14 protein-coding genes are annotated in these 14110 nt (G+C 71.6%); 7 read left to right on the top strand and 7 right to left on the bottom strand.

Going from position 1 to position 14110, the window contains the following annotated elements; genetic code table 11:
- Nucleotides 1-184: 184 nt before the first annotated feature.
- The 3 genes from ACLJQF_RS29950 to ACLJQF_RS29940 form a co-directional block, all read right to left on the bottom strand.
- Nucleotides 185-988 (bottom strand): GH25 family lysozyme, encoded by an 804-nt coding sequence (locus ACLJQF_RS29950; protein WP_410613674.1) that lies wholly within the window; start codon nucleotides 986-988, stop codon nucleotides 185-187.
- A gap of 94 nt (nucleotides 989-1082) precedes the next feature.
- Nucleotides 1083-2516 carry a radical SAM protein gene (locus tag ACLJQF_RS29945; protein ID WP_410613673.1) on the bottom strand — a complete coding sequence of 478 codons (1434 nt, stop codon included), beginning with the start codon at nucleotides 2514-2516 and terminating at the stop codon, nucleotides 1083-1085.
- Nucleotides 2516-5101 (bottom strand): glycosyltransferase, encoded by a 2586-nt coding sequence (locus ACLJQF_RS29940; RefSeq protein ID WP_410613672.1) that lies wholly within the window; start codon nucleotides 5099-5101, stop codon nucleotides 2516-2518. Before ACLJQF_RS29940 ends, ACLJQF_RS29945 begins: the two co-directional genes overlap by 1 nt.
- Nucleotides 5102-5221: 120 nt before the next feature.
- Here ACLJQF_RS29940 and ACLJQF_RS29935 point away from each other — a divergent pair, with 120 nt between their 5' ends.
- The 4 genes from ACLJQF_RS29935 (at nucleotide 5222) to ACLJQF_RS29920 (ending at nucleotide 8751) form a co-directional block, all read left to right on the top strand.
- Nucleotides 5222-6316: a sensor histidine kinase gene (locus ACLJQF_RS29935; RefSeq protein WP_410613671.1), complete on the top strand. Its 1095-nt coding sequence runs from the start codon at nucleotides 5222-5224 to the stop codon at nucleotides 6314-6316.
- The gene (locus ACLJQF_RS29930) at nucleotides 6313-6966 is read left to right on the top strand and encodes a response regulator (RefSeq protein WP_410613670.1); all 654 of its coding nucleotides are present in this window, start codon (nucleotides 6313-6315) and stop codon (nucleotides 6964-6966) included. Before ACLJQF_RS29935 ends, ACLJQF_RS29930 begins: the two co-directional genes overlap by 4 nt.
- 85 nt (nucleotides 6967-7051) lie before the next feature.
- Entirely contained in the window at nucleotides 7052-7441 is a 390-nt protein-coding gene (locus ACLJQF_RS29925; protein WP_410613669.1) for a hypothetical protein, read from the top strand.
- Between the two features lie 2 nt (nucleotides 7442-7443).
- Entirely contained in the window at nucleotides 7444-8751 is a 1308-nt protein-coding gene (locus tag ACLJQF_RS29920) for a DJ-1/PfpI family protein (RefSeq protein ID WP_410613668.1), read from the top strand.
- On the opposite strand, the gene ACLJQF_RS29915 is transcribed toward ACLJQF_RS29920, so the two are convergent.
- Together ACLJQF_RS29915 and ACLJQF_RS29910 are read right to left on the bottom strand one after the other, a co-directional pair.
- The gene (locus tag ACLJQF_RS29915; RefSeq protein WP_410613667.1) at nucleotides 8735-10042 is read right to left on the bottom strand and encodes a cytochrome P450; all 1308 of its coding nucleotides are present in this window, start codon (nucleotides 10040-10042) and stop codon (nucleotides 8735-8737) included. The genes ACLJQF_RS29920 and ACLJQF_RS29915 overlap by 17 nt on opposite strands.
- A gap of 40 nt (nucleotides 10043-10082) precedes the next feature.
- Nucleotides 10083-10418, bottom strand: coding sequence for a hypothetical protein (locus ACLJQF_RS29910; protein WP_410613686.1), 336 nt, complete (start codon nucleotides 10416-10418; stop codon nucleotides 10083-10085).
- 161 nt (nucleotides 10419-10579) lie between these two features.
- Between ACLJQF_RS29910 and ACLJQF_RS29905 the strand changes: the two genes are divergently transcribed.
- Complete coding sequence (locus ACLJQF_RS29905; RefSeq protein ID WP_410613666.1) at nucleotides 10580-11845, top strand: cation:proton antiporter; 1266 nt, start codon at nucleotides 10580-10582, stop codon at nucleotides 11843-11845.
- Between the two features lie 88 nt (nucleotides 11846-11933).
- Complete coding sequence (locus ACLJQF_RS29900; RefSeq protein ID WP_410613665.1) at nucleotides 11934-12116, top strand: CsbD family protein; 183 nt, start codon at nucleotides 11934-11936, stop codon at nucleotides 12114-12116.
- A gap of 116 nt (nucleotides 12117-12232) precedes the next feature.
- On the opposite strand, the gene ACLJQF_RS29895 is transcribed toward ACLJQF_RS29900, so the two are convergent.
- The gene (locus tag ACLJQF_RS29895; protein ID WP_410613664.1) at nucleotides 12233-12514 is read right to left on the bottom strand and encodes a hypothetical protein; all 282 of its coding nucleotides are present in this window, start codon (nucleotides 12512-12514) and stop codon (nucleotides 12233-12235) included.
- A 162-nt stretch (nucleotides 12515-12676) separates the two neighbouring features.
- Between ACLJQF_RS29895 and ACLJQF_RS29890 the strand changes: the two genes are divergently transcribed.
- On the top strand, nucleotides 12677-12931 hold the full coding sequence (locus ACLJQF_RS29890) for a hypothetical protein (RefSeq protein WP_410613663.1): 255 nt from the start codon (nucleotides 12677-12679) through the stop codon (nucleotides 12929-12931).
- A 147-nt stretch (nucleotides 12932-13078) separates the two neighbouring features.
- On the opposite strand, the gene ACLJQF_RS29885 is transcribed toward ACLJQF_RS29890, so the two are convergent.
- Nucleotides 13079-14089: a hypothetical protein gene (locus ACLJQF_RS29885; RefSeq protein WP_410613662.1), complete on the bottom strand. Its 1011-nt coding sequence runs from the start codon at nucleotides 14087-14089 to the stop codon at nucleotides 13079-13081.
- Nucleotides 14090-14110: the final 21 nt, after the last annotated feature.

Here is a 14110-nt window from a genome sequence, read left to right as displayed (position 1 = left end):
CTTGTGTGCGTGACCTGGGGAACCAAGGTCACCGTTTGCCGTGGCTGGTGGTCGTGAGTGGTAATTCGGGTTCTAACCCGAATTACCACTCACGACCAGCTGCGGCAGATCGGCAGGTCGGCGTCCAGGATTGTCCTGGCAGGCGCTCTTCGGCCGCACCGAACAAAGATCTCGCCCTGCAGTACTAGCCCTTGGCCAGGGCCTGTACCCGGCCGATCGGGCCGTTGTAGTAGTTCTGGTCCCCCGGCAGGCCGCCGCCCCGGGCGAACTGCCAGATGCTCTGCTTCGCCCACCCCGCGGGCAGTTCGCCGACGTCGGGGCCGTAGCGGGCCAGCCAGAGCGGGTCGGTGTTCCCGAAGCGGGCGGTGTTGCCGGTGCAGCGCTTCCACCACGCCGTGCTCGTGTAGATCAGCGCGCTGCGCTTGACCTTCGCCAGGTACGTGCGGGTGAAGTCGGCGATCCACGCCGTCAGGTCGGCCGGGTTCTTGCCGTAGCAGACGTCGCCGTACGGGTTGTACTCGATGTCGAGCGCGCCGGGCAGGGTGGTGCCGTCCGCGCGCCAGCCGCCGCCGTGGGCGATGAAGTACGTCGCCTGCTCGGCGCCGCCCGAGACGTCCGGGCGGGCGAAGTGGTACGCGCCGCGGATGATGCCCGACGCGTGCGCGCCGTCGTACTGCTGCGCGTACTGCGGGTTGACGAACCCGGTGCCCTCGGTCGCTTTGACGTAGGCGAACTTCGCCCCGGCGCCGGCCGCGGCCGGCCAGTCGACCGGCCCCTGGTGCCCACTGACGTCGTGCCCGAGCGTCTGCCCGGCCGCGTCGGCCCGCGGAGCGCCCTGGACGCCTTCGTGGCGCGCGATCTGGCTGCCCGCGTAGTTCGTGTCCGCCAGCGAGTAGTCGGCTCGGGCGGGCGTCGCGACCACCACCGCCGCGAGCACCGCCAGCGCGGCCGCTCCCGACAGCCGCTGTCCCGCCACGGTTCGGTTCATCCGGGCTCCGATCTCGGTAGCAGCAGATCCTCCAGCCCATGCTGCCTGCCGTTTTCGTTCCCCGCGAGGCGGGTGTCACCCGATGCGGTGATCTTCAGAGTTCGGTGGTGATGATCGCCTCGACGAGCACCTCCCCGGCCGGGGTCAGCTCGACGACGTCCGGCTCCAACCGGACGAGGCCTCGCGAAGCCAGCGAACGGAATTTGCCCAGCCACGGTTCCGCGAACAGCGAGCGCCCCGGAAAGCGTTCGCGGTGCAGGGAATCCCGCAGTGGCTGCAACGTCGTCAGCGCCATCTTGACGGCCCGGGCCTCCTGGGCTTCGGGGGTGAACCGCGTCGCCGAGCCCAGCGGGATCCGGCCGGAGTGCACGCTTTCGGGGTAGCGGCGGGAGTTCACGTCGGTGATCGCCTCCGACGCGCGGCAGCTCGAACTGCCGCCCAGCCCGATCGCGACCTCGGCCTCCTGCTTGTCCTGATCGACCATGATGGACTTCCACTTCTCCGGCCCGAGGCCGTCGCGCGCGAAGTACATCGTCGGGTGTTCGGTGTACCCGGCCGCGCGCAGGCCTTCGGTGAGCAGCTCCCGCATCTGGTACTGCTCGCCGAGCGTGGGCCAGCGGTGCCCGTCGCGCACGAGCTTGTCCCGGTAGGACGGCAGCTGCCACGCGGCGGGCTTCTCCCCGGTGACGCCGGTGCGGGTGTCGCTGTAGGAGGCCAGGTGCAGCTTCGTGCACACCACCGCCGTGACCTCGTTCTCCAGCACGACGTCCAGGTCGCGGCGGACACTGTCGAGACTCTGGTCGAGCAGGCCGTACATGAGGTCGATGCTGACCCACTCGAAGCCCGCCGCGGTGGCGTTGCGGACGAAGTCGACGCACATCTGCGCGCTGTGCTCGCGCCCGCAGAGCTCGAGCACGTGGTCGTCGAACGACTGGACACCGCTGGAGAGCTTGGTGCAGCCCAGCTCCCGCAGCAGCGCCAGCTTGGCCGGGGTGAACGTGCTCGGGTCGCCCTCGAAGCGGATCGTCGTGCCGGCGGTGAAGCCGAAGTTCGACCGGTAGAACTCCAGCAGGCGGCGGATTTCGGGCTCCGGCAGCAGCGACGGGGTGCCGCCGAAGACGTTGAACTCCCCCACCTCGGCGGCGCGCAGGTGGGGCACGGCGTCGAGCCACAGCCGCGCTTCGGCGATGTTGAGGTCGACCCAGTGTGCCGCCTTCTCGATCTTGCCCTTGACCAGCACCACCGGGTACTGGCAGAACCGGCAGCGGTAGGCGCAGGTGGGGATGTAGGACCACAGGTGAATCGGCCCCGGGGAATCGGCCAGCTGCTCGTCGAGGTCGCGCAGGAACTCCGACGGCGAGCCGGGGACGTTGCCCGGGAACACGTGCGCCCCGAACGGGTCCTCCTGCACGAAGTCGAGCAGGTGCCGGTTCTCGGGTGCTTCGAGGACGTCGAGCACGGCGGGCCGCGGCCACGCCGGGTCGATCGTGTGCAGCGAGCCGATCGCCTCTTCATAGCCCAGGGTCATCAGAACACCCCTCCGTTGCCGAAGTAGTTGTGGGCCTCGCCCGACTCGCGGTCCTCGCAGTAGTAACGGACGAACTCCGCGAACCGCTCCGCCGGGACCTCCGCCAGGCACGGCGGCAGCGGTGGCGGGTGGCCGATGTCCTCGCCGACGTGCCGCCGCAGGCAGGCGAACAGCTCGTCGGCGAACTCGAAGTACAGCCGGTACGACGGCGTCTTGTAGGCGTGGATCGGCGTGAAGTCGACGACGCGCATCTCGTGCCGGATCTCGCTGATCCGCCGGGCCAGCCGCGCGGCGAGATCGGGCCCGAAGAACGCGACGACGGCGTCGTCCTCCAGCAGCGCGGGGGTCAGCAGCACCGGCAGGATGGTGTTCTTCGGCGTGAAGTCCTTGATCGAGAACTCCCACGCCTGCTTCGCCTCGGCTTCGGTGAGGTCGGTGGGCTCCGACGGCGCCGACGGCCGGATGTCGCGCATGACGATGATGCCGTCCGAGCCGTAGGCCCGGCCGGCGATGACCTCGTCGATGGCGTGGTCGACCCGGCGCGGGTTGATCTCGACGCGCGAGCGCGGTGCGTAGGTGATCGCGTCGCCGCCGCTGGCGACCTTGATCCCGAAGTCCCAGTCGTCGGAGAGGTGGTTGACGAACTTCCCGTCCTGCAGCTGGTAGAAGATCTCGATGCCGCCGGCGCGCTCGTAGGCGTCGCGCTCCACGGCGAAGCCCTTGCCGTCGGGAAAGCCGCCGAAGAGCGCGAAGGTGACGGCGCGGCAGCGCAGCGTCCGCTGGATCGCGTCCCACAGCCGTGGCCGCCCGGTGAAGTGCTCGGCGTTGTAGTGGTAGTCGCAGACGCCGATGGCGGCTTTGGTCGTCTCCATCGCGTCCAGGAGTTCGCTCAGCCAGTGCGGGTCGACCCGGCAGTCCGCGTCGGCGGAGACGAGGTGGAACCGCTCCCCCGGGTCGCTGTCGGGCCGGTTCCGGCTGCGGGCCGCGGCGAAGTCCATCCCGGCCCGCCGCGCGCACGAGACGCCCTGTTCGGGCTCGCGGATGACGTGCAGGGCCAGGTCCGGGTGCGCGGCCGCGAAGGCGTGCGCGATGGCCACGGTGTCGTCGGTGGAGTTGTTGTCGACGAGCACGACCTCGTACCGGCTCTTGTCCAGGGGCGCGTCGCCGTCGCGCTGGTCGTGCAGCGTCCGCAGCACCTCCGGCAGGTTCGCGGCTTCGTCGTACACCGGCAGCACGACGCTCAGCCGGGTCGCCGCGCCCATCGGCGGCGGGTACAGCCGGTCGACCAGGTCGTCGACGACCCGCGTGCCGAACCGCGCCTGCCCGAGTTCCGAGTTCACCCGCACCACGTCCGCCCGTTTCCCTTCGTCGGTGATCAGCTCGGCGACTTCACGAGCGAACGCCGCGTCCGGCAGGTCGCGCGCCCGGATGTCCAGCACCGGCGCCCGGAAGCCCTGGCTGCCGTAGACGACGTCGTACAGCTCGTACCCGCTCGTCACGTACGGCGTCCCGGACGCGATCGCCTCGCTGACCGGGTTGCCGTAGCTCTCGTAGTCGTAGGAAGTCAGGAACGACACGACGCTCGCGTGCGCGAGGAGGTCGCGCACGGAGTACCGGCCGGGGACGGCCGTGTCGTACGGGGTCAGCCAGCCGCCGAACACCACGCGGTCGCGCACCCCGAGGCGGTCCGCCAGCTCGACGAGCCGGGCGTGCTCGGTGAGCGTCTCGCCGGTGTCTCCGGCCACGAACAGCCAGGCACCCGGCAACAGGGCCAGCAGGTGGAGGTCCCGGTCGATGCGCTTCTGCGGGATGATCCGGGTGATCCGGGCCAGCAGCGGGACGCCCTCGGGAATCCCGTGGTCGCGCCGGAAAGCGGCGTTGCGCTCGTCGGCCCGCGCGGGGGCGATGGTGAAGGAGTTGGGCAGCACGTCGATGTTCGCCAGCTCCGGCACCCAGTCCAGGGTCCGGGCCCTGGCCTGCTCGTGCAGCGCGAAGTAGTGGATGTGCGGGGAGTTCCGCGGCGCGGGGACGCCGGGGTACGGGAACGCGCCGTACTTGGCGATCCCGGGTTCGCTCTGCCACATCAGGTCGTGGTCGCGCCAGAACACGAACCGGCCGAGCCGGTGGCGCGCGCCGTACCGGTCGATCGCCCGGTACAGCGCCTCGGTGTAGGCGACGTTCTCCGGCAGGGTCCCGTTCTCCACCATCACCACGGTCACGCCGAGCCGTTCCCAGGTGGCGACGATCCGGTCCGCCAGCTCGCTCGCGATGCGGTCGACTTCGGGCCGCAGCGTGTCGGCACCGGCCTGGACGATTCCGGTGAGCACCGCTTCGACGAACTCGCGGTCGTAGCCCCGGATCTCCTCGACCCCGGCCACGCGGTCGAGCGTGACCCACGCCGGCAGCAGCTCGGCCTCGTCGCGGTAGGGCCGGAAGAACGCGCCCTTGTCGGCCTTGATGTCGTACCCGAGGTCCAGGTGGACGCGGTGCCCGCGAGCGGCGAAGCGGTGCGCCGTCTTGAGGAACTCGACCACGACCCCGGACAGCGGAGTGGCGTCGAAGGACACGCCCCAGAGCACTGACATCGATGTCAAACCCCCGTATCGGCCTCGCCGTTGGTCCCAGCGTAAGCGCCGGGGCTTCGAACGGCCGTGTGAACGCTTTCGTGGTTGACCGCGGAGCGCCGCAGCCTCCACAGTGACCGCATGAACCGGGCCCTCGGGGTGCTGACCTGCGGCGCCCTCCTCTCGATCGTGCTCGGGGTCCTCGGCTCCGGGGAACCCCGGCTCGCCCTCGTGCTCGGCGCGGTCTTCGCCGTGCTCGCGACGGTGGCCTTCGGCTGGGTGCGCGGGCGCGAGCGGCTCGCGTGGAGTGCGGCCTACGTCGCCGTCCAGCTGCCTCTGGCGTTCGTGCTCTTCACGATCGACGCCGGCGTCGGGACGACGCTGTTCCTGGTCGTGCTGGTCAGCCAGTGCGTGCTGCTGCGCCTGCCGCGGCCGGCGATCGCGCTCGTCATCGCCGTGGTCCCGCTCGTGCACCTCGGGATGTCGCTGGGCGAGGGCCTGCGGGAAGGCATCGGCACGCTCATGTCGGTGCTGTTCGCCGCGATCATCACCGAACTGCTGCTGCGGGAGCAGCGCTCGCGCGCCGAACTCGCCGAAGCGCACGCGAAACTCCGTGACCACGCCGCTCAGGCGGAGCGGCTCGCGACGGCGCAGGAGCGCAACCGGGTCGCGCGCGACATCCACGACGGGCTCGGGCATTCGCTCACCGTCGTCCAGATGCAGGTGAAGGCCGCGCGGGCGGTGCTGCCGACCGATCCCGGCAAGGCCGACGAGGTGCTGGCGAAGGCGCAGGAGCAGGCCGAAACCGCGCTGGCCGAGGTGCGCCGCTCGGTGCGGACGCTGCGCGAACCGCGGCCGGTCCCGCCGCTGCCGGAGGCGCTGAAAGCCCTCGTCGAAGAGACGTCGGCGACCGGTGTGGCCACCCGGTTCACGGTGACCGGCACCGAACGCCCGCTCCCGGACGACCGGCGCGAAGCGCTCTTCCGGGCCGCGCAGGAAGGCCTGACGAACGTCCGCAAGCACGCCGGCGCCGCAACCGTGGACGTCGTGCTCGGCTACGCCGCCGACGCGGTCCGGGTCGAAGTCCGCGACGACGGCCGCGGCGGCGACGCCGGTGCGGCGACCGGCTTCGGCCTGATCGGGCTCCGGGAACGGGCCGCCCACCTCGGCGGCGAACTCGCCTTCACCTCGACCCCCGGCCGCGGCAGCGCCCTCACCATGGAGATCCCCGGATGACGCCGGTCCGCGTCCTGCTGGTCGACGACCAGGCCCTGTTCCGCGAAGCCCTCGCCACCCTGCTCGCCACCCACGACGGCATCGACGTCGTCGGCGAAGCCGGGAATGGCGCCGAAGCCCTGCGCGAAGCCGCCGAGCTGGCACCGGACGTCGTCCTGATGGACCTGCGCATGCCGGTCCTCGACGGGGTGGCCGCGACCCGGCGGCTGCGCGCGGAACACGCGAACGTCCGGGTCATCGCGCTGACCACCTTCGACGACGACGAAGACGTCTTCGCCGCCCTGCGCGCGGGCGCCGTCGGCTACCTGCTGAAAGACGTCTCGTCGGCCCGTCTGGTCGAGGCGGTGCTGGCCGCGGCCCGCGGTGAGTCCGTGCTGCAGCCCTCGGTGGCGGCGAAGGTCGTCGCGCGGTTCGCGCAGCTGCCGGAGGCGCCGGAACCGCGGCCCCAGCCGCTGGTGGTGCCGCTGTCCGAGCGCGAACTCGACGTGCTGCGGCTGCTCGCCGACGGCCGCAGCAACCGGGAGATCGCCGCGGCGCTGTTCCTCGCCGAAGGCACGGTCAAGAACCACGTCACGAACGTCCTGGGCAAGCTCGGCGCGCGCGACCGCACCCAGGCCGCGCTGCGGGCGAGGGACCTCGGCCTGCTCTAGACCATGACCCCCGGTCATGACTTCCGGCACCTGGCAGCACGGGCTCCAGCCGGGATTCTCGTCCAGGAACAACCTGGAGGGAACCATGACCACCACCGAAACCACCCGGACCACCGCCCGCAAGCTCGCCCGGTTCACCGGCCACTACGTCGAAATGGTCGTCGCCATGCTCGTCGGCATGGTGGCGCTCGGGGCGCTATGGCCGTCCGCCTGGCTCGAACGCCCGGACCTCGACGCACTCGTGATGGCCACGAACATGACCGTCGCGATGGTCCTGGGCATGGCCCTGCGCCGGCACTCGTGGCCACGGATCGCCGAGATGGCCGCGGTGATGTACCTGCCGTTCGTGGCGCTGCTGGTGCCGTACTGGCTGGGCGCGATCTCCGGCACGGCGCTGATGGTCGCCGGGCACGTGATCATGTTCCCGCTGATGCTCGCCGCCATGGTGTGGCGCCGCGCCGAGTACTGGCACTGAGCATGCTCAAGCGCATCGCTCTCCTCCTCGCCGCGGTGGCCGCCGTGCTGGTGGTCCCCGCCGTGGGCGCGACCGTCTCCGCACTCGGCGCGATCGACGCCCTCTACGCCGCCGGCCCGCCGCGGCCCGTCCCCGCCGCGGCGCTGGTCCTCCACGACCCGGCCAAGCCGACCGCGGTGGTCGTCGTCGGCGACCGCGGCGCCGTCGTCTCCGACGCGCTCGCCCCCTACGAGATCCTCGCCGCCACCGGCCGGTTCAACGTCTACACGGTCGCGCCGCACCGCGAGCCGAAGCCGCTGACCGGCGGTCTCGACCTGGTGCCGGACCTCGATTTCGCCGGCCTCGCCGCCCGGCTCGGCGGAGCCGCGCCGGACCTCGTCGTCGTGCCCGCGTTCCCGGACGTCGGCGAACCGAGCACCGAACCGGTCACGACCTGGCTGCGGGACCGGGCCGCCCACGGCTCGAAGCTGCTGAGCGTCTGCAACGGCGGCGCGGTGCTCGCCTCCGTGGGGCTGCTCGACGGGCGGCCGGCCACCGCACACTGGCTGAAGGTCGACGCCTGGGCCGCCGAGTACCCGGCGGTGCGGTGGGTGCGCGGGGAACGGTTCGTCGACGACGGGAACGTCGTGACCACGGCCGGGATCCTCTCCGGCATCGACGGCACGCTGCACTGGGTCGAGCGGCTGGCCGGGCCCGCGGTGGCGGCCGACGCCGCGGCGGCGATCGGCTGGCGCCGCTACGGCAGCGCGGTGCCGGTGCACCAGCCGGCCGGGATGCCGGACGCGGCGGCGATCGTCAACGCCGGGTTCCGCTGGAACCCCGACGAAATCGGCGTGCTGCTGGCGAACGGTGTCGGCGAGGTCGAACTCGCGTCGGTGTTCGACACCGAAGGGCAGTCACTGTCCTCGCGCACCCTTGCGGTGAGCACCGACGGCGGCCCGATCCGGTCCCGGCACGGGCTGACGTTCCTGCCCCGGGCGTCCCTCGCCTCGGCGGAGCTCGACCGGCTGCTCGTGCCGGGCGCGACACGCGGGATCACGTCACCTGACGGACCGGCCCCCGAGTACGTCCACGACCGGGCGGGCTTCCCGTACGACACCGCGGTCGGCGCCCTGTCCCGCCGCACCGACGTCGCCACCGCCCGCTGGACGGCGAAGGTGCTGGAGCTGCCCACCGACGGGATCGTCTTCGAAGGCGACGCCTGGCCTTGGCTGCCGACCGCGCTACCGATCGTGCTGGTCCTGCTGGGCGCCGCGGCGGTTGTCGAGGTCGTCCGGCTGCGGCGGAAACGGCTCAGTCGATCAGCTTGAGCTTCAAGTGGAAGTTGTCCAGAGTCGCCGGGAGCGGGCGCTCCGGGGAAAGAACCGGCCCCGACGCCTGCTCGTACCGGTGGTCGCGCAGCAGGTTCGCCAGCATCGTGCTCGCGCAGAACTGGACCAGGTCGCGGCCCGGGCAGATCGCCGGGCCCGCGCTGAACGGGACCAGCGCCGGGTTCTCCGCCGCGCGGCCGTCCAGCCAGAGCTCCGGTTCGAACCGGTCCGCGTAGGGCAGATCCGGGTCGCGGTGGAAGAACGGGGTGAAGATCAGGATCGTCGTGCCCGCCGGGCCCCACGACGTCTCCTCCGTCGTCTCCCGCAGGATCATCGGGGTCGTCGGCCACAGCCGGACCGCGTCCAGCACGCACGCCCGCAGGTAGCTCAGCTGGTTCGGCTCCGCGAGATCGATGCCTTCGAGGTCGGTGCGGGCGCGCTCCTGGGCCGCCGGGTGGCTCGCCAGCAACGCCAGCGTCCGGTAGGTCGCCAGGCCGGCCGCGTCGAAGGCGAACAGCCAGTGCGCCACCTGGTCGGGGGCGGTGTCCTCACCCGCCTCGGCGATCAGCGCCGCCAGGCTGCCGGGCTCGGCGCGGCCGAGGTGGGCGACGAGCCGCTCGCGGAACTGCGCGCGCAGCTGCTTGCGTTGCGGGTGCAGGTACGCCCAGTTCGCGTCGAGCCGCAGGCGTTCGAGCTGGTCGGTCAGGGTCGTGTCGTCGCGAGCGGCCGAGCCGAGCACGACCCGCCGGACCAGCCGCCACCAGGTGACGGTGAAGGTGTCCCAGTCGAGTGTCGCCGAGTTCCGCAGCGCGGCCGCTTCCTCGGCGACGGCCCGGGCGAACGGCGTCGCGAACTCGTGCAGCGGGCGGCCGGGTTCGAGCACGGCATCGGTGAACCGGCGGCGGGCCGGCCGGTCGGCCGCGTCGGAGATCAGGACGCCGTGGGGCTGGAAGTGACTCAGCGCGGCGCGTTTCTCCACTGTGGACGGACTGAACGGCGTCGGTGCGCCGGCCAGCAGCCGCTTGACGTCCGCACCCGACAACGCCAGTTCCACCGACCGGCCGGGCACGCGCAGCTTCAGGGGACGGCCGAAGTGGCGGTCGCGCAGGCGGCGCAGCAACCGGATCGCCGGCCGGTCGACCTGCAGCTTCCCGGCCACCGCCAGCGCCGCCGGACGGCGCTTGATCACCCCGCCGGCCAGCGTGGGCAAGGCCACCTGCACCGCGACGCGCAGGGTTTCGGCGACCGAAGCGGTCTCCGGTCGCGTGCGGTGTTCGCGAGTGGACGTCATGGCGCCCGGCTACCCGCGCGGGCCGGTCCGGAAACGCTCTTCAGCCGCGCAGGGCGACGTTCAGCGCATCCCCGGCGTGGTCCAGGCAGTCCACGCAGATCACGGCGTCCCGCGCGGCGCAGTCCACGCGCAGCAGCGGCCGCCGGAGCCCGAGGAACGTCCGGCGCTCGCGGCGGCCGCAGAAGTCGCAGACCGCGGCCAGCGGCGACGTCACCGCCGCCAGCACATCACCCGCGCCGCTCTCCCGGTCCGCGCCGTCGCGCACCACCCGCAGGCCGGCCCGGACGCAGTCCACGCAGATCGGGCCGTTCCGGCCGGGCACCCGGGGGTCGCGCCGCCTGCCGCAGAACCGGCACGGCCCGCCCGCCCCGTTCATCGCCGTCACCGCGGCCTCCTCGGTTTCGCCGCTCGCACGCCGGGAACCCGGGCCGCGGCGCGCCTCTTCCTGCCACGCTACCCCGGCTCCCGGACGCCGGCCGGTTGCGGTGCGCCCCGATTCACGCCCGGCCGTCCTGCCGAGCGGGCAGGAGGAGATCGTTGTCGTCGTTGACGGTGTTGTTCGGAGTGGCCGGCCTGCTCGCGCTCGCCGCGGCGATCGTGCCCAAGCTGGTCGCCGACCGGCCGTTCTCGGTGCCGCTGGTGATGCTCATCGCCGGGATCGTGTTCGGGATGCTGCCGCTGCCGGCCCCCTACGGCAACGGCTGGAGCGACCCGGCCGCCCACTTGCAGGGTGTGGAATCCTTCGCCCAGCTGGGCATTCTCGTCGCGCTCGCCGGGGCCGGGCTGTCGGTCGACCGGCCGTTCGGCCTGCGCCGGTGGGGTTCGACGTGGCGGCTGCTCGCCATCACCATGCCGGTGTCGATCCTCGCGATCGCCGTGCTCGGCCACTGGTGGCTCGCGCTCGCCCCCGGCGTCGCGCTGCTGCTGGCCGCGGCCCTGGCACCGACCGACCCGGTGCTGGCGGGCGACATCGGCGTCCCCCACGCGGGCGTCGAGCCGGACCTGGCCCGGAACAACGAAATCCGGTTCACGCTGACGACCGAAGCCGGGCTCAACGACGGCCTGACCATGCCGTTCGTCCTCCTCGGCCTGGCACTGGCAAGCGGGCAGCCGCGCCTGGACCTGTCCTGGGTGCTGGTGGACCTGCTGCTGCCGCTGGTCATCGGCGTGGTCGCCGGGCTGTTCACCGGCCGGGTGCTCGGCTGGGCGATCTTCCGGGCGCCGTCGGACCGGCTGCGGCTGGCCGAGTACGCCGACGGGCTGGTCCTGCTCGCCCTCGCGTTCGTGCCCTACGCGCTTGCGGAAGCCGCCCACGGCAACGGGTTCGTCGCCGTGTTCGTGGCGGCGGTCGCGGTGCGCACGCAGGAACGCGAGCACGAGTACCACGGCGTCCTGCACGCCTTCGGCCGCCAGCTGGAACGGCTGTTCGTCCCGCTCGCCCTGCTGGGGCTGGGCCTGGCCATCGGCGACGGCCTGCTGCGCGGGCTGCAGCCCCTCGAAGTGGTGATCGCCGTCGTCGCCGTGCTGGTGGTGCGGCCGCTGGTGGGCTGGCTTTCCCTGCTCGGCGCGCCCTCGCCGGGACGGCCGGCCACCGCGGCGATCGCGTTCTTCGGCGTCCGCGGCATCGGCACGCTCTACTACCTGGCCTACACGCTCAACCGGCTTCCCGTGCCGCAGCAGGACGTGCTGTGGCGGGTCGGCGCGCTCGCCGTGGCGGTGTCGGTGATCGTGCACGGCGTCCTCGCCGAGCCGGCGATCCAGCGGATCGAGCGGATGGGCGGGCACCTCCCCGCCGATGTGTAGCTCCGCGAGGAGTGGGTATCAGACTGTCAAGGCCCTTTTGGCGACTGGCCGATCCGGAAATGTCGCCCGCGATGGAAGGTGCATCCCGATGAACGACAAAATGGAAAACAAGGGCGAAGAGCTCAAGGGCCGCGCCAAGGAAGCCGTCGGCGACGCCACCGGCAACGAGCAGTGGCAGGCCGAGGGCAAGTCCGATCAGGCCAAGGGCTCGCTCAAGCAGGCCGGCGAGAAGATCAAGGACGCCGTGAAGGGCGTGACGGACAAGAAGTGATGCGAAACCGCTGCCGCGCCCCGGACGCCGGGGTGCGGCAGCGGTTTTTCTGCCTGGGGGTGTTCGAGGGCTTCACGCTGTGGACCGCGTCGGCGGGGTGACGCCGCAGGGCGGGTTCAGCGCGCGGCGCGGGCCGCCGCTGTCCGCAGTTCGACCATGCCGTCCGAAGACATGTCACGCAGGTCTCCCAGTCCGGAGAGCACCTCTGGCGATTCCTGGACACAGCCGTGGTTCTTGCAGTTCACGTGCCCGTAGTAGTAGCCCGCGGCCCCGCCGATGATGCCCGCGGCGGCGACGACCCAGCAGGTGCAGAGCGTCGGCATCGCGACCTCTGCTTCCGCTCGGAGCGGCTGCAGATCGCCCGACACGAGCGTGGCGACGGATTCGACTCGGTTCACTTTTCCTCCTGGCTCGGCCCGCGGGGGGCGTCCACGTCGCAAGCCATGGTAGGCGGCCGATCGCGAGTGCGACTCATCACGTTGGCTGATGTTTCCCGCGATGACACCCAGGTAACGTGCCCGTGAACGCCGTCGTTCGCACAGCACGAAAGCAGGTCCGGATTGAACGTCGTCGAAAAGGCCATGAACTGCGAAGAACCGTCCGCGTGGCAGGAAGCTCAGTGCCCCCCGCTCTGCAACGCCTTCTTCCACATAGCCACCATCGGCCTGGGCGCCTTCGCGGCCACCTACAACCTGTGCAAAGCCGCGTACCACAACAGCGGTCACCTGGACACACCGGACGTTCTCGTGGACGGGGCCGCCGGGAACTCCTCCGGGGCTCTCCTCCACGCCCGGGCCACCGCCCTGCTCCGCTGAACCCGGACGGGGCCGGATACCCCGGAACCCCCTCCACCGCCAAGGGAATCCGCTCCGCGTTTCGCGGCCTTGTCGCGCACGCAGGCCCGGCCGTAAGGTGGCGGGCGGACCGGTCCGCCCGCCACCTTGTGGCCGGTTCCGAAGGTCCTACTTCTTGACCGACTGCATGCAGAAGGTGGTCACCGCGAGGGAGCCCTGCATGCTCCAGGAAGCCGCCTGGTCCGCGCCGGGGAAGTCCTTGCAGATCTCCTCGACGGTCTTCGACAGACCGTCCATCTTGCTCAGGCCGTCCACTTGACCGAGCACCTTCGCCGCACCCTTCGTGCAGGGGGCGAGGTGGAGCTCGTCGTTGGCGCCGGTCGCCATGCACTCGCCGACGGCGGGCTTGCGGTTGTCCGGGTTCTTCAGGTCTTCCAGGCACAGGACCTTCGACGACAGGCTGCCCTGCCGCTTCCACTCCATCGAGGCGGCCGCGGACGGGACCTTGGTGCAAAACGCCTTCGTGAGCCCGCCCAGCGCGCCGCCGTCCTCGACACCGGCGACCTTGTAGCTCGCCTCCGGTCCACAAGGGACCTTTTCGGTGTGGTCGGCATCGGAGAGGTCTCCCTTGACGCAGTCACCGACCTGCGGCATGCCCTTGCCCGGGTTCTTCACGTCCTCCAGGCAGAGCAGCGTGCCCTTCGAGGATTCGACGCCCTCCCAGTACGCGACGGTCGCGGTCGGGAACTCGTCACAGCCACCGCCGAAGGTCAGTGCCAGCTTGGACTGGTCCGGGACCTTGCCGACGATCTTGTAGCTAGCCTCCGGGCCACAGGCCACCGAGGTCACGCTGTCGGCGTTGTCCGCGTTGCCCTTGAGGCAGTCGCCGACGTTGCTGCTCCTGGTCGTGGACGCGGTCAGCCCGGCCACGATGACGACCGCGAGGAACACGAGGGGAAGACCGATCCGCAGCGCGAGCTTGAGGCCACTGCGCTTCTTGGGCGGCAAGCCGCCCGGCAGCGGCATCGGATACGGCGCGGGCGGGTACTGCGCGGGCGAGTACGGCGCGGCCGGGTACGGCGCGGCCGGGTACGGCGGCAGGGCAGCCTCCGGGGCCGGGGGCCGGAAGGGATTCGCGTCCGGCGCGGGCTGCTGCGGTCTGTCTTCGGGCGTCGTCATGGAAGGTCCCCCCAGGTGTGC

This window comes from Amycolatopsis sp. lyj-109, assembly GCF_046548995.1.
GTDB lineage: Bacteria > Actinomycetota > Actinomycetes > Mycobacteriales > Pseudonocardiaceae > Amycolatopsis.
The sequence above is the reverse complement of the archived record's forward strand: the minus strand, read 5'-3'. Positions and strand labels throughout refer to the sequence as shown.